Raw genomic sequence first — 22,832 nt, 5'->3', positions numbered from 1 at the left:
GTGCGGTGGCTGCGGGGGCCTGGTTCAGGCTGACGGAGCCACCGTGTGGCCGTAGCGCAGGAGGTTCTCCGGGTCGTACGTCGACTTCGCGCGTCGCAGGCGGTCGTAGACCTCCGGGGTCCAGGCGCGGGCGCGGTCCTTCTCGTCGCCCGGGGTGCCGTGCAGGTTGACCAGGGTGCGGCCGGTGCCGTACGCGGCCATCGCGGAGTTGAGAGCGTTCGTGGCGCGTTCGACGGCCTCGGCCATGGGGGGTGCCGCCAGGACGCCCACCGCCTCCAGGAGGTACTCGGCGTCCCGGGCGCAGACCGCGTCCGCCACGGCTGCGGGGCGGGACAGAGCCGCGCCCATGTGCCGGATCTCGACCATGAGGAGCGGGAAGTCGCCGGCTCCCGCCGCCGGGCCCACCTGGTCCAGGAACGTCTCGATCGCCTCGGGTGTCAGCTCGCGCAGCAGGGCGCAGGACTCGCGGGCCGGGAGCGGGTCCTGGGGGTCCAGATAGATGCGGTCCACCGCCGAGTAGTCCATCTCCTCCACCGTGTCGATCACGACCGGTGCGGCCTCGCGGAGCGGGGTGAGGAGGTCCTGGCCCGCTGTCGTCTCGCCGGTCCAGGCGAGGCAGACCCTTGACCAGAAGCCGCCCCGGAAGGGTTCGGGGATCTCCGGGAAGGGCGGTAGGCGCAGGATGCTGAAGGTGCTGTTCATCTCCGGCGGGATGTCCTGGGTCCAGGCCGCCCAGGTGGTCAGCAGGGCCTCGGCGTCCTCGCCGGCGCAGTAGATGCCGCCGCCGAGGAGGCGGGGGAGCGGGAGGAGCTCGGTGACCAGGGAGGTCACCACTCCTACGTTGCCCTTGCCGCCGCGCAGGGCCCAGAAGAGGTCGGGTTCCGTGTCGGCGTCGGCGTGGTGGGGCGTGCCGTCGGGGGTGACGACCTCGAAGGAGCGGACCTTGTCGGCGGCGTAGCCGTAGGTCCGGCCGAGGACGGGGAGGCCGCCGCCGAGGGTGTAGCCGACGACGCCTGCGTCGGTGGAGGAGCCGTTCAGGGTGGCGAGGCCGTGGGGGGTGGCGGCGGCCAGGACGTGCCGCCACTTCGCGCCGGCGTCGATTCTCGCGGTGCGGGTTTCTTCGTCGACGTGTACGCCGGTCATGCGGGCGGTGTTGATCAGCAGGCCGTTCTGTATGGGGAAGTTGGCGCCGTGGCCGGTGGCCTGGACGGTGACGGGGGTGTGGGTGGCCGAGGCCCAGCGCAGGGCGGTGACGATGTCCTCGGCGCGGGTGGCGCCGACGACCACGTCGGGGGTGTGCAGGGCGGCCAGGTTGAACCCGGTGACTTCGTCGGCGTAGCCGGGTTCGCCGGGGTGGATGACGGGGCCGTGGATCTCGTTGAGGGTGGGGTGGGTGTCGGGCGTGTCGTGGGTGGGGGTGGCAGCCATGGTGTCCTCCTGCCTTGTTCTTTCAGATTGGACCTGGGGGTGGGGTGGCGCATGTGGGGGTGCGTTCGGCGGTTGAGCGGGTGCGGGTGCGGTTTCGGGTGCGGGTTCGGGTGCGGGTTCGGTGGGGGCGGGCGTTGTGCGCAGTTCCCCGCGCCCCTGGGTGCCTGCGGCGGCCCGTGCCGGTTCGGTGGGGGCTGGTGTAGCGCGTGCGGGTGCGTTGTGGGTCGGGGCCGGGGTGGGGGGTATCCGTCCTCGGTCCGGCGGCTCGGTCCCTTGAGTGGTGCCGCCCGGTAATGGACGCCGGCCGCTGCGGGCGGACACCCCCCACCCCGTCCCCTGCGCGCCGTACGCGGCTACCGGCCCGTCGGGGCGGGCGACTCCCCGCCACGGCCCGTCGGGGCGCGCGAGGTGGCGAACGGTCCGTCGTGGCGCGTGAAGTGGGGATCGGTCCGTTGTGGCGCGTGAGGTGGGGATCGGTCCGTTGTGGCGCGGGGTGTGGCTGACGGTCCACCGGGCGGGCGGTGCGGCGAACGGCCCGTCGTGGCGCAGGTGACTGCAACTTCCCAGGGGCGCGGGGAACTGCGCGACCAGCCACAACGGACCCGCAGCCGCCCGACAACCCGACCCGGCACCCCCATAGGCGCCCTGCCCAAGCCCAGCGCAGCTGCCCGCGGGGAACTGCGCGACCAGCCACAACGGACCCGCAGCCGCCCGACAACCCGACCCGGCACCCCCATAGGCGCCCTGCCCAAGCCCAGCGCAGCTGCCCGCGGGGAACTGCGCGACCAGCCACAACGGACCCGCAGCCGCCCGACGACATGGTGAGGCACTCTCATAGGCGCCCTGCCCAAGCCCAGCGCAGCTGCCCGCGGGGAACTGCGCGACCAGCCCCCACCGGCCCGCAGACGCGCGAGGACCTGGTGTGGCACCCCCGTAGGCGTCTCCCTCCCGACGGGGCGTCGGCAAAGGGGCCCACGAGGCGGGCGTAGCTTAGGTGTATGACGATGTACGGATCTTTTCCCGGCGCGCGGCCCCGGCGGCTGCGGACCAACCCCGTCATGCGCCGCATGGTTGCCGAGACCCGGCTGCACCCCGCTGACTTCATCCTCCCGGCGTTCGTGCTGGAGGGAGCCAGTGAGCCGGTGCCGATCTCGGCGATGCCCGGGGTCGTGCAGCACACGCGGGACAGTCTGAAGAAGGCGGCCGCGGAGGCCGTGGCGGCCGGGGTGTCCGGGATCATGCTCTTCGGGGTGCCGGAGGCGTCGAAGAAGGACGCTCTCGGGACGCCGGGCACCGATCCCGACGGGATTCTGCAGGTCGCCATCCGGGACGTACGGGCCGAGGTCGGGGACGACCTGCTCGTCATGTCCGATGTGTGTCTCGACGAGACCATCGATCACGGGCACTGCGGGGTGCTCGACGCGCAGGGGCGTGTCGACAATGACGCCACCCTGGAGCGGTACGCCGAGATGGCCCAGGTCCAGGCCGACGCCGGCGCCCATGTCGTGGCGCCCAGCGGGATGATGGACGGGCAGGTGGGGGTCATCCGGGACGCGCTCGACCAGATCGGGCGGGAGGACGTGGCCATCCTGGCGTACACGGCCAAGTACGCCTCCGCGTTCTACGGGCCCTTCCGGGAGGCCGTCGCGTCGTCGCTGCAGGGCGACCGCAAGACGTATCAGCAGGACCCCGCCAACGCGCGGGAGTCGCTGCGCGAGCTCGCCCTCGATCTGGAGGAGGGTGCCGACATGGTGATGGTCAAGCCGGCCGGGCCCTACCTCGACATCCTCGCGCGGGTCGCGGACGCCGTCGACGTGCCCGTCGCCGCGTACCAGATCTCCGGTGAGTACTCGATGATCGAGGCCGCCGCCGAGAAGGGCTGGATCGACCGGGACCGGGCGATCCTGGAGACGCTGACCGGAATCAAGCGGGCCGGGGCGCAGAACATCCTCACCTACTGGGCGACCGAGGTGGCTCAGAAGCTCGGCTGACGAAGCCGCCGGACGGCGTGTTGCGGCAACGGTTCGAGCTCGGTCCGGATACGGGCGGAGCTCGTTCCGGCCAACGTCCGGACAACGGCCCCCAGTTCGGACGGTGATCTTCTGGTGATCTGTCCGGAATCCGGCCTGTGGCGTGGTGGATTTGTCGGGGTGCGTCAGGTGCACGACTTGATGGACCGCTTACATCCGTCGAATTGACGAGTTCTCGACATCCTTCATATCTTCTGCGCCTGGCCTGATCCATTCGGAACAGTTCCGAACGTCGATCCCTGGGGGACACCACCATGAACTACTTCCTCGATGTGCTGAAGAAGTACGCTGTGTTCAGCGGCCGCGCGCGCCGCAAGGAATACTGGATGTACACCCTGTTCGTCACGATCATCTACATCGTGCTGGCCGTCATCGGCGTCGTGGCCAAGCAGACGTGGATCCCGATCGTCTTCTACGTCGCCATCCTGCTCCCCAGCCTCGCCGTCCTCGTGCGCCGCCTGCACGACACCGGCCGCAGCGGCTGGTGGGTCCTGTTCGGTCTGGTTCCGCTCGCCGGTGGCATCACCCTCCTCGTCTTCACCTGCCTCGACGGTGAGCCGAGCGACAACAAGTACGGCGCCAACCCGAAGGGCCTCGCCCCGGCGCACGTGTGATGCCGTAGCTCTGCTTCGAAGGCCGCCCGGTCAGTGCCGGGCGGCCTTTTGGTTCTCCACGGGGCTCACCGCGGCCGCCTTGTTCGTGGCCGGGCCCTCGTCGCGTACGCCCTGGCCGTCGTTGCAGCCCGTGAGGGTGAGGAGCACGAGGAGGGTCAACAGGGCGAGGGCGGTGGGGGTGTGGGGTCGGGTGGGCATGGGATCAGGCTGCGGGGGAGCGGGGGCGTTCGCCAGCCCTGGCGGGGGATTCGGGACGGCCATCTGTCGGGGGCTGTGCTGACCTGCGGAGATGCGGCTTCCCGAGTCCCCTTCGTGGGATGCGGGACGGGGCATCTCGGGCACCGGGCACCATCAAGTCGCCCGGGGAGTTAGGTTCTTGACGATCGCGGCGGTTGTCCGTTGAAGGACCGACACATTCACAGGGGAGACGCCATGTCCGGTGACGCGCTGAGCCAGGACCCGGCCGAGCTGGCCAGGAGGATCGACACCACCAGGGCACATCCGGCCCGCGTCTACGACGTCTTCCTCGGCGGCAAGGACAACTACCCCGCCGACCGTGAGGCGGCCGCCGCCGCGCTCGCCGCCAACCCCCGCGGCTACCTCGACGTACGCCACAACCGTGACTTCATGCGCCGGGCCGTCGACAGGCTCGCCGAGCGGGACGGGATCCGGCAGTTCCTCGACATCGGCACCGGGCTGCCCACCGCGGAGAACGTCCACCAGATCGCCCAGCGGATCCGGCCCGACTCCCGGGTCGTGTACGTCGACAACGACCCGGTGGTGCTGGCGCACGCCCGCGCGCTGCTCACCAGCGGGCCCGAGGGGCGTACGGACTACATCGACGCCGACTTCACGAGCCCCGCGCAGATCCTCGAACAGGCCGCCAAGACCCTGGACTTCGACCAGCCGATCGCGCTGTGCCTGGTCGCGATCCTGCACTTCGTCGAGGACGACGAGGCCTATCCGATCGTGCGGGAGCTCGTGGAGGCCCTGCCCGCGGGCAGCCGGATCGTCCTCAGCCATCTGACCGACGAGATGCATCCCGAGCCCACCCGCGCGGTCCAGCGGACCTACACCGAGCGCGGGTTCACCTTCGTGTTCCGGTCCAAGGGGGAGGTGGAGCGGTTCTTCACCGAGGTGCCGGGTGTCTCCCTGGACGAGCCCGGTGTGGTGCCCGCGCATCTGTGGCACCCCGGGCCCGCGCCCGCGCCGCCGGCCATCGACGCCGAGGACTTCGAGTCCCTCGACGACATCGAGAAGATCCGCTACCGGGACATCAACGACGTCACGGACGACGACATCAACGTCTACGGGGCGACCGGCACCAAGGCGTGAGCGGGGTGCGTGACGTCCGTATCGCGGAAAGGTGCTTGTAGGCGGCATTCATTTGCTTAGGCTGCGCTGGACCCAGTCGTCGCAGTCCGCAGTCCGCAGTTGAAGGAGCCGTGCCATGACGGTGCCCACGTTCGCTTCCGTGCCGCCGCTCGCCGCCCGGGCCCGGTCGGTCGGTGGGTCGCCCGTGCGGGACATCCTCGCCGTCACCGCCCGCCCCGAGGTCATCAACTTCGCGGGCGGGCTGCCGGCGCCCGAACTGTTCGACGCCGAGGGGATCGCGGACGCCTTCCGTGCGGTGCTGGAGGAGATGCCCGAGCGGGCGCTCCAGTACTCGACCACCGAGGGTGAGCCCGTGCTGCGGGCGGCTCTGGCGGAGCGGATGTCGGTCCGCGGGCTCGCCACCGGCGCTGACGACGTCCTCGTCACCACCGGATCGCAGCAGGCGCTGTCGCTGCTCGCCACCGCGCTGATCGAGCCCGGGGACACGGTGCTCGTGGAGAGTCCCTGCTATCTGGCGGCCCTCCAGGCCTTCGGGTTCGCGGGCGCCCGGGTGGTGGCCGTGCCGGGGGACGACGAGGGACCCGATCCCGTGGCTCTGGAGGAACTCGTCGTGCGGGAGCGGCCCAAGCTGCTCTACACCGTGCCCACCTTCCAGAATCCGACCGGGCGGACCATGTCCGCGGGGCGCCGGGCCGCCGTCGCGTCCGTGGCCGCGCGGTGCGGGCTGTGGATCGTCGAGGACGACCCGTACGGCGAACTCCGCTTCGAGGGAGAGCGGGTGCCGTGGATCGCCTCCCACGAGGAGGTCCGTGACCGGGTGGTGCTGCTCGGTTCCTTCTCCAAGGTCATGGCCCCCGGGCTGCGGCTCGGCTGGCTGCGGGCGCCCGGCGAGCTGCGGCGGGCCTGCGCGGTCGCCAAGCAGGCCGCCGATCTGCACACCCCGACCGTCAACCAGCTCGCCGCGGCACGCTACTTGGCCGACCGGGACCTCGACGCGCATGTGCGGCGCGTCGCCGGGGTCTACGGGGAGCGGCGGGACGCCATGCTGGCGGGGCTGGCCGACGCCCTGCCCGAGGGATCGACCTGGACCCGGCCCGAGGGCGGCATGTTCCTCTGGGCTCGGCTTCCGTCGTCGTACGACACGACCGCGCTGCTTCCGCAGGTCGTGACGCGGGATGTCGCCTACGTCCCGGGGGCGCCCTTCTATGCCGGTGAACCCGACCGCTCGACCCTGCGGCTGTGCTTCGTGACGCAGACGCCGCAGGAGATCGGGGAGGGGCTGCGGAGGCTGGGGGAGGCGTTCCGGGCGGCTCAGGTCCCGGCCCAGGCCTAGGGCGAAGGTCGGAGAGCTGGTGCTGCTGTGGTCGGCGGACGTGGGACGGGGCGTCTGCCTACGGTGGGGGCATGGCCGATGACACTGTGCGCGACCCGGGGTTCGATCTTGGTGAGTATCTGGCGCGGATCGGGTGGGAGGGGGAGCGGCGGGCCGACCTCACGACTCTCGCCGGGGTGCACCTGGCGCACCTGCGGGGCATCCCCTTCGAGAACCTCGACGCCCTGAGCCGCAGCGCACCCTCCCTCGAACCCGGTGACCTGATGGCGAAGCTGGTGCGGAGCCGTCGCGGGGGGTACTGCTACGAGCACAACACGCTGCTCCTGCTCGCCCTGGAGGAGCTCGGTTTCCGCGTGACCCGGCTGACGGCCCGTGTCGTCATCGGTGCGGACACCGTCGAGAGCCGGCCGCGTACCCACATGGCGCTGCTCGTGGAGATCCCCGGCGACCCGCAGCCCTATCTCGCCGACGTCGGGTTCGGGGCGATCGGCGCGCTGCTGGAACCGGTGCCGCTCCGGACGGACACCGAGTTCCTCGACGCCGGGCGTCTGCACCGGCTGGTGCGGGTGCCGCACCGGGGGCCGCTGGAGCTGTGGGTGCTCCAGGCCCACCAGGAGCAGAGGTGGACGGATCAGTACGCCTTCACCCTGGAGCCGTTCGAGAAGCCCGACTTCGAGGTCATCAACTGGCACATCGGGACCAACCCGCGCTCACCCTTCACCCAGCGGATCTACGTCCAGAGCGTCACCGCCGAACGCCATCTCCTCCTCCACGGCAGCCTGCTCACGGAGACCCGCGCCGACGGCACCGTGAAGAAGCGGGAGCTGACCGGCGAGGCGGAGGCACGGCGGCTCCTGGAGGAGGAGTTCGGGATCAGCGCGCCGGAGGGAGCGCGGCTGCTCCCCGGCTGACTTCGGTCGGTCCCACCAGTTTCAGTCCCACCAGAAGGACCACACCCGCTGCCCCAGCACCGCGTGCTCGGCGTACTCGCGCAGCGTTTCGTGATCCCCCTGGGCGATGTTGTCCGGGCAGAACGCGAAGTGCTCGGCGGCGACGGCCTCCGCCTCGGCCTTCGTCGTGGGCGGGGCGGCGACGGACAGCACCAGCTGGTCGAAGGTGAGCGCGATCACGCGTATGCCGAAGCGGTCCTCCCAGGAGCGGAGGACCGCGCAGAGGCGGGCCACGTCGTTCTCGTAGTTCATCGGTCCCGTCCAGCCGATGGCCGCCGGGATGTCCGCGCTGCGGCGGGCCGGGACCAGTGCGAGGCGCGGCTCCTTGAACCACGAGCCCTCGTCCAGGAGCGCGTCGGCCGTCTCGGCGGCGCGGCGGTCGGGGTCGCTGCTCAGGGACGCGGGGGCCGGGGCAGTGCCGGGCCATGCCTCGTTGTAGGGGGCGATCGTCTCGTCGAGGTCGTCGGGCTCCTCGATCGCGTACGCCCAGTACTCCGCCAGCAGCTCCTCCGGGTCGTGGTCCCCGGGGTACGACATCTCCCCGGGCATCAACTCCCACTCGTCCGGCCCGCCCTGGCTGCCGCCGACCTCTATCAGCACCGGCAGCAGGCCCGTTCGTGCGGCCGGGGTGCCCAGAGCGGTCCACGCGCCGGAGGACGCGGCGTACTCGGCATGCCACAGCAACGGTTCGTGCCACGGACCGTCGTCCGTCTCGTCGATCAGTCTCCCGAGGGGGAGCCCGAGTCCGAGCGAACGACCGCTCGGGTCTGCCGCCAGGGTGGGCAGCGGGTTGGGAAGAGTCGCCATGTCAGTGACTGTAGGGGGCGCCACTGACAATCGCGGTCGCTACTTGAGGGTGGTGGTGAAGGCGGTCCAGGTGGCGGGCGTTACCCGGAGGGTGGGCTCGGGGTTCTTGGAGTCGCGGATGTGGATGGCCTGGGGGCAGAGGGCCACTTCGAGACACTGGCCGCCCTCGCTGCTGCTGTAGGTCGACTTGAACCACTGAAGTGCCGTGCTCATTGCTCTCCTAGCAGACGGTCCAACAGGCGTCTGGAGTCCTCGATGGTGAGGGCCTGAGTTCGCAGCATCGCATATTTGCGCGCGAGGATGGACACCTCATTTGCGTCGGATACCCACTGGCTGCCGCGCTGGGACTCGGTGTAGGCGAGGTGCTGGTGGTCGGGGGTCTCCAGGAGTGTGAAGGGGCCTGCGTCTCCGGCGTGAGAGGTGCGGCCCAGGGGCAGGATCTGCAGGGACAGGCAAGGGAGTTCGGCGCACTCGCGCAGGAAGCGCAACTGATCCAGGTGCGTCTCGCGGCCGCCTGTGGGCATGAGGAGCGCGGGCTCCCAGACGACGAAGCTCAGCGTCGGCGGGACCTTGCGGCCCAGGATCTCCCGTCGGCCGACGCGCGCCGCGACCTTCGTCTCCAACTCGTCCGAGTCGTACGCCGGAACACGTCCACTCAGCAACGCCCGCACGTACGGCTCGGTCTGGAGCAGGCCCGGCACTACCAGGGCGTCGTACCAGGACAGGGCGATGGCCTCGCGCTCGTGCTCGACGTACACCTCGGCCCACATCGGGAACTGGTCGATGTCCGGCAGGTTGGCCACGCCCGCCGCCAACATCCCCTTCGTCTCCAGGACTTCGTCCAGCAGCGTGGCCAGGTCCGGTTTCAGGGTCCGCCTGCCCTGCTCGATCGACGCGATGGTCTCCTCGTCGACGCGGACCAGGTCGGCGAGGGCGGTCTGGGTGTGGCCCGCGGCGCGGCGTGCGGTGCCGAGTTGCTTGCCCAGCATCTTCATGGACGTGAGGTTCTTCGGCCGCGGCGGCTTCCTGGCGCTCATGAAGGTCTCCCTCCCCCTCCGGACACGTACGTCACCGGGTACGAGCCCGTACAAAAAATCTGTACGGGTTCACCGAGTGATCCACGGTAGTCACTCTCCGCAACTATCGTCCCGTGAACGAGACGACCCGACCACCGCTCCTGCGCGAGAGGTTCTTCCGCCGCGAACGCCGATCCGCGCAGGCCGCACGCCGGTTCACGGCCGAGGCCCTGGCCGGCTGGGGCCTCGCCGAGACCGCGCAGGCGGACGACGTACTGCTCTGCGTGAGCGAACTGGTGACCAACGCGCTGCTGCACGGCGTACCGCCCGGGCGGCAGTTGAGGCTGTTCCTGCGATACGACGTGAGCGCTCTGGTCGTGGAGGTGCACGACAGCGGGGGCGGTGTGCCGCAGGTCGTCCACGACGGGGACGAGGGTGGGCGGGGGTTGTTGCTGGTGGCCGCGCTGAGTGACAAGTGGGGGGTGCGGGAGCGGGAGTTGGGGAAGGCGGTGTGGTGCGAGTTCGGGCTGCCGTAGAACACGCGGCCACACCGCCCACGGGACGGTCAGAGGCGCTCGGGCGTCCTGATGCCCAGCAGGGCCATGCCCTGGTGCAGGGTGCGGGCGGTCAGGTCGCACAGGAGCAGGCGGTTCTCGGCGATGTCCTTGGGCGGTGCCGGCTTGATCACCGGGCACTTGTCGTAGAACGACGTGAACAGCGAGGCCAGTTGGTACAGGTATGCCGCCAGCTTGTGCGGGGCGTACTCCGCGGCCGCCTCGAAGACCGTGCTGCCGAACGCGTCCAGGTGCAGGCCCAACGCCCGCTCCGCGTCCGCCAGTTCGAGCTCCGGGTGGGCGGCCGGCCGTACCTCTCCCGCCTTGCGGAGGATCGACTGGATACGGGCGTACGCGTACTGGAGGTACACGCTCGTGTCACCGTTCAGCGAGACCATCTGGTCCAGGTCGAACTTGTAGTCACGGTTCGGCGAGGTCGACAGGTCCGCGTACTTCACGGCGCCGATGCCGACGTACCGGCCGTTCTCGACGATCTCCTCCTCGGTCAGGCCCACCTTCTCGGCCTTCTCGCGGACCACGGCCGTGGCGCGCTCCACCGCCTCGTCCAGCAGGTCCTCAAGGCGTACGGTCTCGCCCTCACGGGTCTTGAACGGCTTGCCGTCCGCGCCCAGGACCGTGCCGTAGCCCATGTTGTGCGCGGTGACGCCGTCGGTCAGCCAGCCCGCCCTCCGGGCCGCCTCGAAGACCATCTTGAAGTGCAGCGACTGGCGCACGTCCACGACGTACAGCAGCGACGTCGCGTGCAGGTCGACCACGCGGTTGCGGATCGCGGTCAGGTCGGAGGCCGCGTAGCCGAAGCCGCCGTCGGCCTTCTGCACGATCAGCGGGACCGGCTGGTCGTCCTTGCCGCGGATCTCGTCGAAGAAGACGACGAGCGCGCCCTCGGAACGCTCCGCGACGCCCATCTCCTCCAGGAGGCGGGCGGTCTCGGGCATGCCCTCGTTGTACGCCGACTCGCCGACGATCTCGTCGTCGCGGATCTCCATGTCCAGCTTCTCGAAGACCGAGTAGAAGTAGACCTTCGACTCGTCCACGAACTGCTGCCAGAGCTCGAGCGTCTCCTTGTCGCCGGACTGCAGGGCGACGACCCTCTTCCTGGCCCGCTCCTTGAACTCCTCGTCCGCGTCGAAGAGCACACGCGACGCCTTGTACACCCGGTTCAGGTTCGACATGGCCTGCTCGCCGTCGACGTCGGACGCGGGGGCCAGCTCGCCGGGGTTCTCGACCAGGTACTGGATCAGCATGCCGAACTGGGTGCCCCAGTCGCCGATGTGATGCCGGCCGATCGTCTTCTCGCCGGTGAAGTCGAGCATCGCGCGCAGCGCGTCACCGATGACGGCGGAGCGCAGATGGCCGACGTGCATCTCCTTCGCCACGTTCGGCTGGGCGTAGTCGACGACCGTGATGCCCGGGTCGGGGGCGTACGGCACGCCCAGGCGGCCCGTCTCGTCCGCGTACCGGGCGGCCAGGGTCTCCGTGATCGCACGGTCGGTGATCGTGACGTTCAGGAAGCCGGGGCCGGAGACCTCGATGTCCTTGATCATGTCGCCCGACTCGACCTTCGCCACGACCTGCGTCGCCAGCTCCCTCGGGTTCGCCTTCGCCTTCTTGGCGAGCGCCAGGATGCCGTTCGCCTGGAAGTCGGCCCGGTCGCTACGTCGCAGCAGTGGGTCCGCGGAGGCCTCCGGCAGGGTGGCGGAGATCGCGGAGCTGAGCTGCTGGTTGACGGAGTCGCTGAGGGACGTGACCGGGGCCATGGGAGTGGGTGCCGTTCTCCTCGGGGGATCAGATAGACACCGTCAGTATCCCACGGGGGGTAAAGCGGTTTTCTCCGGCGCGGGGCTGTCTGGGAGAATGGGGCGTCCATCAAACCTTCAGTACTTCAGTTAAAGAGGACGTGCCGATCGTGGCTCAGAGCACCGAGACCACCGACTGGGTCTCCCGTTTCGCGGATGAGGTCATCGAGGAGTCGGAGCGTCGGGCCCCCGGCAAACCCGTGGTCGTCGCCTCTGGGCTCTCCCCGTCCGGCCCCATCCACCTGGGGAACCTCCGCGAGGTCATGACCCCCCACCTCGTCGCCGACGAGATCCGGCGCCGGGGACACCAGGTGCGCCACCTCATCTCCTGGGACGACTACGACCGGTACCGCAAGGTGCCGGCGGGCGTCGCGGGCGTCGACGAGTCGTGGGGCGAGCACATCGGCAAGCCGCTGACCTCCGTGCCCGCGCCCAGGGGGTCCGCACACCCGAACTGGGCCGAGCACTTCAAGGCCGCCATGGTCGACGCGCTGGCCGAGCTCGGCGTCGAGTTCGACGGGATCAGCCAGACCGCGCAGTACACCTCGGGCGTCTACCGCGAGCAGATCCTGCACGCGATGGCACACCGCGGGGACATCGACGCGATCCTCGACCAGTACCGGACCAAGAAGGCCCCGGCCAAGAAGCAGCAGAAGCCGGTGGACGAGGCCGAGGTCGAGGCCGCCGAGGGGTCCGGCGCGGCCGCCGAGGACGACGGGTCCTCCGGGTCCGCCGGCTACTTCCCGTACAAGCCCTACTGCGGCAACTGCGAGAAGGACCTCACCACCGTCACCTCCTACGACGACGCCACGACCGAGCTGTCGTACACCTGCAACGCCTGCGGGTTCTCCGAGACCGTCCGGCTGAACGAGTTCAACCGCGGCAAGCTGGTCTGGAAGGTCGACTGGCCGATGCGGTGGGCGTACGAGGGTGTCGTCTTCGAGCCCTCCGGTGTCGACCACTCCTCTCCCGGGTCGTCCTTCCAGGTCGGCGGGCAGATCGTCGGGATCTTCGGCGGGAAGCAGCCGATCGGGCCGATGTACGCGTTCGTCGGGATCTCCGGGATGGCCAAGATGTCGTCCTCCCGGGGCGGGGTGCCCACACCGGGTGACGCGCTGAAGATCATGGAGCCGCAGCTCCTGCGGTGGCTCTACGCCCGCCGCAGGCCCAACCAGTCCTTCAAGATCGCCTTCGACCAGGAGATCCAGCGGCTCTACGACGAGTGGGACAAGCTGGACGCCAAGGTCGCCGAGGGGGCCGCCCTGCCGGGCGATGTCGCCGGGCACTCCCGTGCGGTGCGGACCGCCGGCGGTGAGCTGCCCCGGACGGCGCGCGTGCTGCCGTACCGGACGCTCGCGTCCGTCGCCGACATCACCGCGGGCCACGAGGACCAGGCGTTGCGGATCCTCAGCGAGCTGGACCCCGACAACCCGCTCTCGGCGCTGGACGAAGCCCGGCCCCGGTACGACAAGGCCGAGGCCTGGATCAACACCCAGGTGCCCGCCGACCAGCGGACCATCGTGCGCGGCGAGCCCGACGCCGAGCTGCTGAAGTCCCTCGACGAGGCCTCCCAGCAGTCGCTACGACTGCTGCTGGACGGGCTGGCCTCGCACTGGTCGCTCGACGGGCTCACCCACCTCGTGTACGGCGTGCCCAAGGTGCAGGCCGGGTTCTCCGCGGACGCCACGCCCAAGGAGCTGCCGGCCGAGATCAAGACCTCTCAGCGGGCGTTCTTCGCCCTGCTGTACCAGCTGCTGGTCTCCCGGGACACCGGGCCCCGGCTGCCCACGCTGCTGCTGGCCGTGGGACAGGAGCGGGTCCGGGCGCTGCTCGGGGAGTAGACGGTGACGGCAAGGGGCCCTCGCTTTCGGCGAGGGCCCCTTCGCTATGCGATGTGGTCTTCCTGCAGTTCCGCCGTGTGGCGGTTGGTGAATCGCTTGACCATGCGCTCGGCCTCGCGCTGCGGGAGCGTGACGCCGTAGGTCGCCTCCACGTCTCCCCTGAGCTGGCCGGGGGAGGGATAGCTGCCGTCGATCGACTTCTTGAAGACCTGGTAGAAGTCCTCCTCGGTCGGCTCCGGAGTACCGCCGCCCTCGCCCAGTTCACGGGTGCGGCCAGTGGTCACCGGGATCGGGAAGCTGCCGGTCTCCTCCATCGAGGGCTCCCTGGGGGGCTCCTCGTACTGGATCTGCTGCAACGCGTACTGCTCTGCCTCGAGTTGTTCCTCGTACCAGCGCTCGTACTGCTCGGCGGGGTCGTAGTTGGGGTTGTAGCCGCCCTGGTACTCGATCTGCTGGGGTGCCTCGAACCAGGGGCTCGACTCGGGGTCGGGCGCGGTCTCGGCCTGCGGCGGCTGCGGGTTGCCGTTCAGCTCCAGGCGCTGCTCGCCCGGAGCCGCCGCCCGCTGCGGTTCGGAAGCCGCCCCGGCGACACTGCCCGCGACCGCCTGGGGCGCCGGCGGGAGCAGGGCCGGTTCGATTCCCGCCGCTGCCAGGCCCGCCGGAGCCGTCTCCGCCAGCGGGACGCCGTAGCGGGCCAGGCGCAACGGCATCAGGGACTCCACCGGCGCCTTCCTGCGCCAGGCCCGGCCGAAGCGGGAGTGGAGGCGGGCCTGGTAAACCAGCCGGTCCTGCTCGAGCTTGATGACCTGCTCGTAGGAGCGCAGCTCCCACAGCTTCATACGGCGCCACAGGAGAAACGTGGGGATGGGGGACAGGAGCCAGCGGGTGAGGCGGACCCCCTCCATGTGCTTGTCCGCCGTGATGTCCGCGATCCGGCCGATCGCGTGACGGGCAGCCTCCACCGACACCACGAACAGGATCGGGATCACCGCGTGCATGCCCACACCCAGCGGATCCGGCCAGGCCGCCGCGCCGTTGAAGGCGATCGTCGCGGCCGTCAGGAGCCACGCCGTCTGGCGCAGCAGCGGGAACGGGATGCGGATCCACGTCAGAAGCAGGTCCAGGGCGAGCAGGACACAGATACCCGCGTCGATGCCGATCGGGAAGACATAACTGAAGTTCCCGAAGCCCTTTTGGATGGCGAGCTCACGGACGGCCGCGTACGACCCCGCGAAGCCGATGCCGGCGATGATCACGGCGCCGAACACGACCACGCCTATGAGAATGCGGTGCATTCGAGTCAGCTGCATGGGCGCGGACACCCGTACTCCCCTCCCTGTGCATGTTGTTGCGCGCAACAGAGTGGCACATGTGTGCTGCGCACGGGTGACCGGTACGTACCGTCAGTTCTTCTTCAGCTCGTCTTCGCGGCCGACTTGGACGGGGAGGCCGACTTCGACGGCGACGCGGACTGGGACGGAGACGCCGACTTCGACGGGGCCTTCGAACCCGAGGCGGAGTCCGACGGGGCCGGGGTCGCAGCACCCTCGCCGTTCGCCGCCGACACCGCCCTCACCGTCTCCTTGGCGGCCTGCCCCGCGAGCTTCGCGAGGGTGTCCGCACTCGGCGCCTTGTCACCGGCGAGACCCGCGCCGTTGTAGTCGACGGTGACGACGACGTTCTCCACGCGCGTGACGACCGTCTGCTGCTTGAAGGCGCCTTCCTTCTTCTTCAGGTCGTAACGCACCAGCGTCGCCGCGTCACCCGTGCCGGAAACCGGCTGCGACTTGGTGTTCTTCGCACCGGCCACCGACTGGGCGTCCTGGATCTGCTGGTCGTAATACTTCTGCGCCTGCGCCTCGCCGGTACCGCGCGAGGTGTCCGACTCGAAGCGGAGCAGCGAGACGTTGAGCCAGCGGAACTGCGAGCCCTTCACACCGTTGTTGTCCAGGCTGCTCCAGGAGCAACTGCCGCGCGTACCCGCCTCCGCCGTGCCCTTCTTGCCGGACTTCGGAGCCTCCGGGACGAGCGACTCCAGCGTCTTCTTCGACAGCACGTCGCACGCCTCGGGAAGCGACTTGTACGCCGCCGCCTGCACCGTGGGAGCCGCGCTCTCGGAGGCCGACACCGTCGCACCGGCGCCCGCGGCCTTCTCGCCACCGCTGCCGGAGCCGGAGTCGCCGGAGCCGGAGTCGGAGGAGCAGCCAGAGGCGATCAGCATCACGGGGACTGCGGCCGCGCAGACAAGGACGCGGTGAAGACGCTTCGCTCGCTGGGCACCTTGGTCACGCTCTGCTCGTCGCTGCATGGTTCCTTCACTCATGACGCTTGTGGTTCCTGCCGTCGGATCGGGTCCGAGGGGCCACGGTACGCGGTGAGGATGCCGTGCGGTCCAGCTTCGAATGTCCTGTGCGCGCGGGTGAGGGGTGTGTGGAGAGCGCTCAGCCGGACAGCGACCCGGCCAGCTGAGAGGCCAGTTTCCGGGCGTTGTCCTGCATTTCCTTGCTGTCCGGAGTGACGCCGATCGTCGTCGGCTGCTCCTCGTACTCGATGGTCACGATCACGTTGGACGTGCGGAACGCCACAGTCACCTTGCGCTGCTGAGCCGTCGAACCCGAGTTGCTCAACACGTCGTCCAGGAACGCCTCGTCGCCCAGATCGTCCAGAACGCGGGGCTGCAGATCGGTCGGAGTGGCCGAGGCCGAGGCCGAACCGCTCGGACTCGCGGAACCACTCGCGGTGGCCGTAGGGGAGGCCGTCGGACCGGCGGTGCCGGACTCCTCCACGTCCGACGTGGCGCTCGACGTCGCCGCAACCGGCAGATCGGCCTTCAACTCGGTCTGCGCGAAGAGCTGCTCCGCCTGACTGTCGTCGCTGACCGCGTTGTCGTACGACACCACACGCTCGAAGTCGACCGCCAGGTACTCCGTGGAGTCCGTGCCTTCCACCTTCCAACGGCAGCCGACCTTGCGGTCCGTGTCGTAGGTGAGCGTGGCCTGGCCCTCGTAGGCCTTGGCGCGCTGATCCTCGTCGGCGATCTGCTGGATGCCGGGCAGGAGCGCGTCGAGGCTGCTCTGGCCGACCACGCCACACGGCTCGGGGAGAGTGCGGTACTTGCCGGGCTGCGCGGCGGGGGAGGCGGTGCCGGCGGCGCCCGGATTGGCGTCGTCCGTCGGGCCGCCACCGCCCGAACTGCCGGTGCAGCCGGCCAACAGCGCCGCGAGGAGAGCGGCGACGCCGGGTACGTAGGCCTTCCGCTGCACGGTGGGGCTCCTCTCGGAATGTCTCCGACTCGTGGGGAACTCAGTGTCCCCGCAGGTTATTCGCTTGCCGCAACTGGGTGCGCCCTGGAGACAATGTGTATCGCACGCACTGCCGTGAACGCCGGTCCGTCATCCCATTCGTCGACCTTGGCACCGGTTTTGCTATTCGATACTTCTGTTTGTTTTCCGGGGGAATGAGGACGATATGTCGTACGTGGAGATGCCGGGCGCCAAGGTCCCGATCCGTATGTGGACCGACCCGGCGACGGTCGAGGACGTGGCCCTGCAGCAGCTGCGCAACGTCGCGACCCTGCCCTGGATCAAGGGCCTCGCGGTGATGCCGGACGTCCACTACGGCAAGGGCGCGACGGTCGGGTCCGTGATCGCCATGCAGGGCGCGGTGTGCCCGGCGGCGGTGGGCGTGGACATCGGCTGCGGAATGTCTGCGGTGAAGACGTCTCTGACGGCGAACGATCTGCCGGGGGATCTGTCCCGGCTGCGGTCGAAGATCGAGCAGGCGATTCCGGTGGGGCGGGGGATGCATGACAGTCCCGTCGAGCCGGGGCGGTTCCATGGGTTGGGTACTGCGGGGTGGGACGACTTCTGGGGGCGGTTCGATGGGGTCGCTGATGCGGTGAAGTTTCGTGGGGAGCGGGCGGCGAAGCAGATGGGGACGCTCGGCGGGGGAAATCACTATATCGAACTGCTGTTCGATTCCGAGGGTTCGGTATGGCTCACGCTGCACTCCGGTTCCCGGAACATCGGCAAGGAACTGGCGGAGTATCACATTGGGGTCGCCCAGAAGCTGCCGCACAATCAGGGCCTGGTCGACCGCGATCTCGCCGTCTTCGTCTCGGACACTCCTCAGATGGCGGAGTACCGAAATGACCTGTACTGGGCCCAGGAGTACGCCAAGTACAACCGCACGATCATGATGGCGCTCCTGAAGGACGTGGTCCGCAAGGAGTTCAAGAAGGCGAAGCCGACCTTCGAGACGGAGATCTCCTGCCACCACAACTACGTGATGGAGGAGCGCTACGAGGGCATGGACCTGCTGGTCACTCGTAAGGGAGCGATCCGTGCGGGCTCCGGTGAGTACGGGATCATTCCCGGCTCGATGGGCACTAGTTCGTACATCGTGAAGGGGCTCGGAAACGAGAAGGCCTTCAACTCAGCTTCCCACGGGGCGGGTCGGCGTATGAGCCGGAACGCTGCCAAGAGGCGGTTCTCGACGCGCGATCTGGAGGAGCAGACGCGGGGCGTGGAGTGCCGCAAGGACTCCGGTGTCGTGGACGAGATCCCGGGTGCCTACAAGAACATCGACCAGGTGATGGAGCAGCAGCGCGATCTCGTAGAGGTCGTGGCGAAGCTGAAGCAGTTCATCTGTGTGAAGGGCTGAGGCAAAAGGCCTCCGGCGGAGACCGGAGGCCTTACTCAGTGGGTCATCGATCGCTTGGCCGAGGAGCCAGGCCGTTGCGCAGACGCCAGAGGCGGAGATTGCAGCTCTGGGTGGTTCTGCCCAGCACTTCGGCGGCTGCCTTCGGGCTGTTGAGCTCCAGCAGGACCTGGTCCTCGTGCTCGTTCCAACGCTGCCGCGTGTGGGCGACCCGCATGCTCGCAGGGCGAACCCAGGTGGCGAGGGCATTGGCTGCTGTCAGCTTGCGCTCCAGGGACAGGCAACCGGGGTAATAGAGATGGGCGGCCAGCTTCTGGGCCGTCTCCATCGCGTAGAGCACGTTGTAGATCCCATCCCGTGCGTTGCGCTTGAGGATCCGTTCGGCGCCGGTGATCTCCCGCGCGTATTCGCTCAGACGCGTGCCGATGGAAGTGCTGGCGGTGGCGAGGGAGACGAAGGGGAAGCCCTTGGCGGTGTAACCCACCGAACCATCGGCGTCGATGAGGCCTCGCAAATAATCGCGATGTGAGACCTCGACGCTGGGCGGGGCGATCGTCTTCGACTTGCGGCCGTAGGGCAGGCCGAGTTCGTTGAGCTTGGTCCTGGCTTCGAGGGAGCACAGGGTCCAGGTAGCCGAGGTGTGGATCTCGGCGAAGTTCGTGGAGCGGGTGCGCTCTGTGATGCTGCTGTTGTACGGCGTCAGCGTCTGGAACCTGCGCAGGAGATCGACATCCCGTGCGTTGATCTCGACGGTCAACCGTCCCCGCTGCCGGGACTGTTGAGACAGATGTCCGTCCGCCTGCAAGAAGCCGAACATGTACGCGTACTCGGGGACCCTCAGGTCCATGAACTGGGGGGCGTTAGGCTCGCATTCAGCCACAGGGAAGCGCCTACTTCCTTGTCGGTCAGGCCCTCGGCCGGGTTGCCGCCCGGACGAGGGCCGTCGTGTTGATGTTGTGGCTTGAGCCTAGGACGCCAGTTCAGGGGGCGTTCGGGTGATCGAAGAGGTTCATCCCTCTGGGTGACCGCGCTTCAGTTTCCGCTCACTTCGGGGCGTGCATCACCGCGTAGATCATGACGAAGGCCACGATGTGGATGCCGAAGAGGAAGTAGGCGAGCCACCACCACATCTGGCGTTCGTCGTGCGGGTCCTTCTCGTCCCGGGTCACAGTTCGCGGTGGAGCTTCGTGTTGGACGCCTGGGCGCGGGGGCGCAGGACCAGGAGGTCGACGTTGACGTGGCTGGGGCGGGTCACCGCCCAGGCGATGGTGTCGGCCACGTCGTCGGCGGTCAGTGGCTCCGCGACGCCCTGGTAGACCTTCTCCGCCTTCTCCTGGTCGCCGCCGAAGCGGGTCAGGGCGAACTCGTCGGTCTTGACCATGCCGGGCGCGATCTCGATCACGCGGATGGGGCGGCCGACGATCTCCAGGCGGAGGGTCTCCGCCAGGACGTGGGCGCCGTGCTTGGCGGCGACATAGCCCGCGCCGCCCTCGTAGGTGCCGTGGCCCGCCGTGGAGGAGACGACGACGACCGTGCCGTCGCCGCTCGCGTCGAGCTTGGGGAGCAGGGCCTGGGTGAGGTTCAGGGTGCCGATGACGTTCGTTTCGTACATCGAGCGCCAGTCGGCGGGATCGCCGGTGGCGACCGGGTCGGCGCCGAGGGCTCCGCCGGCGTTGTTCACGAGCACGCCGACCGTCTTGAAGGCGGAGGCGAACTCGTCGACCGCGGGCCGGTCCGTCACGTCCAGCTGGTAGGCCGTCGCCTGGTGGCCCGCCGCGTTGATCTCCTCCGCCAGCGCCTCGATACGGTCCTTGCGGCGGGCGGTCAGGACCACGCGGTAGCCGGCCGCGGCGAGCTGCCGCGCGGTCGCCGCGCCGATTCCGCTGCTCGCCCCGGTGACGATCGCGATCCGGGACGCGGGGGACGGGGCGGCGGATGCCATGGCTGCTCCTCGGGCGTGCGTGGGTACGGGCTCCCGCCAGGATAGGTGGGCCGCGGTCCGACGCTCCGGGCGGTCCGGATCGCGGGCCGGTGCGAAGATTGAGGTGGGTGATCCCCTGACATACGGAGGTGGATCATGGGAGAAGCGCGTGAGGTCATGGACCGGCTCACCGATGCGCTCACCACGCACCCGGACCTGAAGGTCATCGCCGAGCTGTACGCGGAGGACGCGGTCGCGCAGACCCCCGACGAGGGCGAGGTCCGCGGTCGCGACAACATCGTCGAGTACTGGCGGCAGATGACGGAGGCGGTGCCCGAGGCCACGTTCGAGACGCTGCACGCCTACGAGGCCGGGGACACGGCCATCGACGAGGGCTTCTTCAGCGGACGCAACACCGGGCCGATCCAGCTGCCCACCGGGGAGACGCTCCCGGCGACGCAGAAGGAGGTCAGGATCCGTGGGGTGGACATCGCCACGGTGAAGGACGGGCGGATCGTGGACTACCGGCTCTACTTCGACGAGATGGAGTTCCTGGGGCAGCTGGGGCTGCTGCCCGACGACGAGACGTCCTGAGTACGGCCGCTCAGTCGCCCCGCGGGGCGTACATGATGACCGCCATGCCCGCGAGGCAGATGAGTGCGCCCGTGATGTCCCAGCGGTCCGGGCGGTAGCCGTCGGCCGCCATGCCCCACAGGATGGACCCGGCCACGAAGATGCCGCCGTACGCGGCGAGGATGCGGCCGAAGTGGGCGTCGGGCTGGAAGGTGGCGACGAAGCCATAGGCGCCGAGGGCGAGGATGCCGCCCGCGGTCCACATCCAGCCCCGGTGCTCCCGTACGCCCTGCCAGACCAGCCACGCTCCGCCGATCTCGAAGAGGGCGGCGACGACGAAGAGGGCGGCGGACCGGGCTACGAGCATGGGGATCAGCCTCGCATGCCCGTCCGCGGGCACCGGTGTCACCTCAAGGACTTCTTTTCAGGTCAGCCCGCGGTCGCTTGTGCGTACGCCGTCGGCGGGACCCCGATCGTCGCCGTGAAGTCCCGGACCAGATGGGCCTGGTCGGCGTAGCCGAGGTCGGCGGCGAGGGTGGCCCAGTCGACCTCGCTGCGGGTGCCGGCGAGCTCGAGGGCCTCGTGGATGCGGTAGCGGAGGATGACCCACTTCGGGCTCACGCCGACGTAGGCGGAGAAGAGGCGTTGCAGCGCTCGTACCGAGAGTCCTGCCGTGTGTGCGAAGTCGTCGACGCGGCGGACGGTGCGGTCGTCGTGGACGCGGTCGACGAGGGCCGTGGCGAGGTCGGCCTGCGGGTCGGGTTCGGCCGGGGTGAGGGGGAGGAGGAAGGCGTCGAGGGCGGCGACGCGGGCCTCGTCGGTGGCGGGGGCCACGACCTCGCTGGCGGTGTCCGTCGTGATCTGCGGGAACACGTCCCGGGCGGCGAGCGTCTCGCCCGTCCAGTGGGACACCGGGTGCTCGGGGGCGTACGGCCGGAACCCGCCGGGGCGGAACTTCACTCCGCAGACCCGGCCCCGGCCGGTGAGCTTCCTGGTGTAGAGGCCGTCGGGGATGCCCGTCAGCTCGGCGTAGGGCGACCCCTCGTCCTGCTGGAAGGTGAGGTGGACGGAGGGGTGCGGGACGACGTGGGAGGCGTAGGGCTCGGGCAGGTCCCAGTCGATGAACCAGTACCGCTCGATGTACCGGCGCAGCGGCTCGGCGGGCTCGTGGCGGCGGAACCTCACCCGGGTCAGCAGCCCGGCCGGGTCGACGATCCCGCGGGTGTCTCGGCGGGGGGCGGCCATGAGGGGATCGTACGTCCGGGTCAGTCGGGCGTCGCGTTTCTTCAAGAAGGGCGGGCTGCGGTCTTCGTACGGTCGGGGCATGGACACGAACGCGGTGAAGAAGACGTACGGCATCGGTGAGCTGCTGGGGATGGCCCGGGAGCGGGCGGTTCCGGTGTTCCGGGGGATCCCGGACGCGGCACTCGGGGCTGCGACGCCCTGTGCGGAGTACGACGTGAAGGCGCTGGTCAACCATGTCTTCCAGGTGATCGTGCAGTTCCAGCGGCTGGCCGTGAAGGAGCCCTCGGAGTTCGGCGAGGCCACCCCGGACCGGGTGGCGGAGGGCCCGGACTGGCGGGAGCGGCTCGCGCGGGAGGCGGACCGGCTGGTGTCGGCCTGGTCCGCGCCCGGCGCGGAGGAGGGCACGACCGGGGCGATGGACATGCCGGCGCGGCTGGTCGGCTCGATGGCGCTGCTCGATCTGACGTTGCATGTGTGGGACCTGGCACGGGCGACGGGACAGGAGTACGGGCCGGCCGACGAGGCGGTCGTGGCGGAGCTGATGGCCGCGGTGGCTCAACTGGCGCCCACGGCTCGGAAGATGGGGATGTTCGGGGAGCCGGTGCCGGTGGGCGAGAACGCGTCGGCGTTCGAGCGGCTGCTGGCGGGGACGGGGCGGGATCCTCGCTGGGGGTGAGGTGCGGGGCGGTCGGGGTGGGGGTGCGGGGTT

At 69.6% G+C, this 22,832-nt stretch carries 24 protein-coding genes; 10 read left to right on the top strand and 14 right to left on the bottom strand.

All coding sequences use genetic code 11. The features are described from left to right. Nucleotides 1–24: 24 nt before the first annotated feature. Nucleotides 25–1,428, bottom strand: coding sequence for an FAD-binding oxidoreductase (locus M2157_RS21180; protein WP_280865960.1), 1,404 nt, complete (start codon nt 1,426–1,428; stop codon nt 25–27). 998 nt (nt 1,429–2,426) lie between these two features. Here M2157_RS21180 and hemB point away from each other — a divergent pair. Continuing rightward, the gene (gene hemB, locus M2157_RS21175; protein ID WP_280863270.1) at nt 2,427–3,419 is read left to right on the top strand and encodes a porphobilinogen synthase; all 993 of its coding nucleotides are present in this window, start codon (nt 2,427–2,429) and stop codon (nt 3,417–3,419) included. Between the two features lie 293 nt (nt 3,420–3,712). Then, nucleotides 3,713–4,072: a DUF805 domain-containing protein gene (locus M2157_RS21170; RefSeq protein WP_280863269.1), complete on the top strand. Its 360-nt coding sequence runs from the start codon at nt 3,713–3,715 to the stop codon at nt 4,070–4,072. Nucleotides 4,073–4,102: 30 nt separating this feature from the next. Here M2157_RS21170 and M2157_RS21165 read toward each other — a convergent pair whose 3' ends face one another. After that, a complete protein-coding gene (locus M2157_RS21165) occupies nt 4,103–4,270 on the bottom strand; it encodes a hypothetical protein (RefSeq protein ID WP_280863268.1) in 168 nt (55 codons plus the stop codon). 234 nt (nt 4,271–4,504) lie between these two features. Between M2157_RS21165 and M2157_RS21160 the strand changes: the two genes are divergently transcribed. The 3 genes from M2157_RS21160 to M2157_RS21150 all read left to right on the top strand — a co-directional run bounded on the left by M2157_RS21160 (nt 4,505) and on the right by M2157_RS21150 (nt 7,651). Continuing rightward, nucleotides 4,505–5,407, top strand: coding sequence for an SAM-dependent methyltransferase (locus M2157_RS21160; protein WP_280865959.1), 903 nt, complete (start codon nt 4,505–4,507; stop codon nt 5,405–5,407). 115 nt (nt 5,408–5,522) lie between these two features. Then, nucleotides 5,523–6,740: a PLP-dependent aminotransferase family protein gene (locus M2157_RS21155; RefSeq protein WP_280865958.1), complete on the top strand. Its 1,218-nt coding sequence runs from the start codon at nt 5,523–5,525 to the stop codon at nt 6,738–6,740. A gap of 71 nt (nt 6,741–6,811) precedes the next feature. Further along, nucleotides 6,812–7,651 carry an arylamine N-acetyltransferase gene (locus M2157_RS21150; RefSeq protein ID WP_280865957.1) on the top strand — a complete coding sequence of 280 codons (840 nt, stop codon included), beginning with the start codon at nt 6,812–6,814 and terminating at the stop codon, nt 7,649–7,651. Nucleotides 7,652–7,672: 21 nt separating this feature from the next. Here M2157_RS21150 and M2157_RS21145 read toward each other — a convergent pair whose 3' ends face one another. Genes M2157_RS21145 through M2157_RS21135 form a run of 3 tightly spaced genes read right to left on the bottom strand, consistent with a single transcriptional unit; the run spans nt 7,673 to nt 9,534 of the window. After that, nucleotides 7,673–8,497 carry a DUF4253 domain-containing protein gene (locus M2157_RS21145; RefSeq protein ID WP_280863264.1) on the bottom strand — a complete coding sequence of 275 codons (825 nt, stop codon included), beginning with the start codon at nt 8,495–8,497 and terminating at the stop codon, nt 7,673–7,675. 39 nt (nt 8,498–8,536) lie between these two features. Then, on the bottom strand, nt 8,537–8,710 hold the full coding sequence (locus M2157_RS21140; RefSeq protein ID WP_280865956.1) for a DUF397 domain-containing protein: 174 nt from the start codon (nt 8,708–8,710) through the stop codon (nt 8,537–8,539). After that, nucleotides 8,707–9,534, bottom strand: a complete 828-nt coding sequence (locus M2157_RS21135; protein ID WP_280865955.1) for a helix-turn-helix transcriptional regulator — start codon at nt 9,532–9,534, stop codon at nt 8,707–8,709. Before M2157_RS21135 ends, M2157_RS21140 begins: the two co-directional genes overlap by 4 nt. Nucleotides 9,535–9,647: 113 nt before the next feature. Between M2157_RS21135 and M2157_RS21130 the strand changes: the two genes are divergently transcribed. Next, nucleotides 9,648–10,049, top strand: a complete 402-nt coding sequence (locus M2157_RS21130; protein ID WP_280865954.1) for an ATP-binding protein — start codon at nt 9,648–9,650, stop codon at nt 10,047–10,049. 29 nt (nt 10,050–10,078) lie between these two features. Here the strand turns inward: M2157_RS21130 and argS are convergent, their stop codons facing one another. Continuing rightward, nucleotides 10,079–11,845 (bottom strand): arginine--tRNA ligase, encoded by a 1,767-nt coding sequence (gene argS / locus M2157_RS21125; RefSeq protein ID WP_280863260.1) that lies wholly within the window; start codon nt 11,843–11,845, stop codon nt 10,079–10,081. A 140-nt stretch (nt 11,846–11,985) separates the two neighbouring features. Between argS and lysS the strand changes: the two genes are divergently transcribed. After that, nucleotides 11,986–13,725: a lysine--tRNA ligase gene (gene lysS, locus M2157_RS21120; RefSeq protein WP_280863259.1), complete on the top strand. Its 1,740-nt coding sequence runs from the start codon at nt 11,986–11,988 to the stop codon at nt 13,723–13,725. 44 nt (nt 13,726–13,769) lie between these two features. Here the strand turns inward: lysS and M2157_RS21115 are convergent, their stop codons facing one another. From M2157_RS21115 to M2157_RS21105, 3 genes are all read right to left on the bottom strand, one after another. Beyond that, complete coding sequence (locus M2157_RS21115; RefSeq protein WP_280863258.1) at nt 13,770–15,035, bottom strand: DUF2637 domain-containing protein; 1,266 nt, start codon at nt 15,033–15,035, stop codon at nt 13,770–13,772. A gap of 104 nt (nt 15,036–15,139) precedes the next feature. Next, nucleotides 15,140–16,033, bottom strand: a complete 894-nt coding sequence (locus M2157_RS21110) for a DUF3558 domain-containing protein (RefSeq protein ID WP_280868258.1) — start codon at nt 16,031–16,033, stop codon at nt 15,140–15,142. A gap of 133 nt (nt 16,034–16,166) precedes the next feature. Next, complete coding sequence (locus tag M2157_RS21105; RefSeq protein ID WP_280865953.1) at nt 16,167–16,988, bottom strand: DUF3558 domain-containing protein; 822 nt, start codon at nt 16,986–16,988, stop codon at nt 16,167–16,169. Between the two features lie 205 nt (nt 16,989–17,193). Here M2157_RS21105 and M2157_RS21100 point away from each other — a divergent pair, with 205 nt between their 5' ends. Then, nucleotides 17,194–18,387: an RtcB family protein gene (locus tag M2157_RS21100; RefSeq protein ID WP_280865952.1), complete on the top strand. Its 1,194-nt coding sequence runs from the start codon at nt 17,194–17,196 to the stop codon at nt 18,385–18,387. Nucleotides 18,388–18,430: 43 nt separating this feature from the next. Here M2157_RS21100 and M2157_RS21095 read toward each other — a convergent pair whose 3' ends face one another. From M2157_RS21095 to M2157_RS21085, 3 genes are all read right to left on the bottom strand, one after another. Then, nucleotides 18,431–19,231 (bottom strand): LAGLIDADG family homing endonuclease, encoded by an 801-nt coding sequence (locus tag M2157_RS21095; protein WP_280865951.1) that lies wholly within the window; start codon nt 19,229–19,231, stop codon nt 18,431–18,433. A gap of 196 nt (nt 19,232–19,427) precedes the next feature. Next, nucleotides 19,428–19,553, bottom strand: a complete 126-nt coding sequence (locus M2157_RS21090; RefSeq protein ID WP_263972861.1) for a hypothetical protein — start codon at nt 19,551–19,553, stop codon at nt 19,428–19,430. Continuing rightward, nucleotides 19,550–20,326, bottom strand: a complete 777-nt coding sequence (locus tag M2157_RS21085; RefSeq protein WP_280863254.1) for an SDR family NAD(P)-dependent oxidoreductase — start codon at nt 20,324–20,326, stop codon at nt 19,550–19,552. Before M2157_RS21085 ends, M2157_RS21090 begins: the two co-directional genes overlap by 4 nt. A gap of 135 nt (nt 20,327–20,461) precedes the next feature. Here M2157_RS21085 and M2157_RS21080 point away from each other — a divergent pair, with 135 nt between their 5' ends. Continuing rightward, a complete protein-coding gene (locus M2157_RS21080; RefSeq protein WP_280863253.1) occupies nt 20,462–20,899 on the top strand; it encodes a nuclear transport factor 2 family protein in 438 nt (145 codons plus the stop codon). A gap of 10 nt (nt 20,900–20,909) precedes the next feature. On the opposite strand, the gene M2157_RS21075 is transcribed toward M2157_RS21080, so the two are convergent. Continuing rightward, entirely contained in the window at nt 20,910–21,245 is a 336-nt protein-coding gene (locus M2157_RS21075; protein ID WP_057608101.1) for a YnfA family protein, read from the bottom strand. Nucleotides 21,246–21,307: 62 nt separating this feature from the next. Continuing rightward, entirely contained in the window at nt 21,308–22,123 is an 816-nt protein-coding gene (locus M2157_RS21070; protein WP_280865950.1) for a helix-turn-helix domain-containing protein, read from the bottom strand. Nucleotides 22,124–22,202: 79 nt separating this feature from the next. Between M2157_RS21070 and M2157_RS21065 the strand changes: the two genes are divergently transcribed. Next, a complete protein-coding gene (locus M2157_RS21065) occupies nt 22,203–22,799 on the top strand; it encodes a TIGR03086 family metal-binding protein (protein ID WP_280865949.1) in 597 nt (198 codons plus the stop codon). Nucleotides 22,800–22,832 lie beyond the last annotated feature (33 nt).

The organism is Streptomyces sp. SAI-127 (assembly GCF_029894425.1).
Lineage (GTDB): Bacteria > Actinomycetota > Actinomycetes > Streptomycetales > Streptomycetaceae > Streptomyces.
This window is presented reverse-complemented; position numbering and strand designations above follow the sequence as displayed.

Coding starts and splice junctions, on each gene's coding strand:
- M2157_RS21180 (WP_280865960.1), bottom strand. CDS start 1,428: ATGGCTGCCACCCCCACCCACGACACGCCCGACACCCACCCCACCCTC.
- hemB (WP_280863270.1), top strand. CDS start 2,427: ATGACGATGTACGGATCTTTTCCCGGCGCGCGGCCCCGGCGGCTGCGG.
- M2157_RS21170 (WP_280863269.1), top strand. CDS start 3,713: ATGAACTACTTCCTCGATGTGCTGAAGAAGTACGCTGTGTTCAGCGGC.
- M2157_RS21165 (WP_280863268.1), bottom strand. CDS start 4,270: ATGCCCACCCGACCCCACACCCCCACCGCCCTCGCCCTGTTGACCCTC.
- M2157_RS21160 (WP_280865959.1), top strand. CDS start 4,505: ATGTCCGGTGACGCGCTGAGCCAGGACCCGGCCGAGCTGGCCAGGAGG.
- M2157_RS21155 (WP_280865958.1), top strand. CDS start 5,523: ATGACGGTGCCCACGTTCGCTTCCGTGCCGCCGCTCGCCGCCCGGGCC.
- M2157_RS21150 (WP_280865957.1), top strand. CDS start 6,812: ATGGCCGATGACACTGTGCGCGACCCGGGGTTCGATCTTGGTGAGTAT.
- M2157_RS21145 (WP_280863264.1), bottom strand. CDS start 8,497: ATGGCGACTCTTCCCAACCCGCTGCCCACCCTGGCGGCAGACCCGAGC.
- M2157_RS21140 (WP_280865956.1), bottom strand. CDS start 8,710: ATGAGCACGGCACTTCAGTGGTTCAAGTCGACCTACAGCAGCAGCGAG.
- M2157_RS21135 (WP_280865955.1), bottom strand. CDS start 9,534: ATGAGCGCCAGGAAGCCGCCGCGGCCGAAGAACCTCACGTCCATGAAG.
- argS (WP_280863260.1), bottom strand. CDS start 11,845: ATGGCCCCGGTCACGTCCCTCAGCGACTCCGTCAACCAGCAGCTCAGC.
- M2157_RS21115 (WP_280863258.1), bottom strand. CDS start 15,035: ATGCAGCTGACTCGAATGCACCGCATTCTCATAGGCGTGGTCGTGTTC.
- M2157_RS21110 (WP_280868258.1), bottom strand. CDS start 16,033: ATGCAGCGACGAGCAGAGCGTGACCAAGGTGCCCAGCGAGCGAAGCGT.
- M2157_RS21100 (WP_280865952.1), top strand. CDS start 17,194: ATGTCGTACGTGGAGATGCCGGGCGCCAAGGTCCCGATCCGTATGTGG.
- M2157_RS21095 (WP_280865951.1), bottom strand. CDS start 19,231: ATGGACCTGAGGGTCCCCGAGTACGCGTACATGTTCGGCTTCTTGCAG.
- M2157_RS21085 (WP_280863254.1), bottom strand. CDS start 20,326: ATGGCATCCGCCGCCCCGTCCCCCGCGTCCCGGATCGCGATCGTCACC.
- M2157_RS21080 (WP_280863253.1), top strand. CDS start 20,462: ATGGGAGAAGCGCGTGAGGTCATGGACCGGCTCACCGATGCGCTCACC.
- M2157_RS21075 (WP_057608101.1), bottom strand. CDS start 21,245: ATGCTCGTAGCCCGGTCCGCCGCCCTCTTCGTCGTCGCCGCCCTCTTC.
- M2157_RS21070 (WP_280865950.1), bottom strand. CDS start 22,123: ATGGCCGCCCCCCGCCGAGACACCCGCGGGATCGTCGACCCGGCCGGG.
- M2157_RS21065 (WP_280865949.1), top strand. CDS start 22,203: ATGGACACGAACGCGGTGAAGAAGACGTACGGCATCGGTGAGCTGCTG.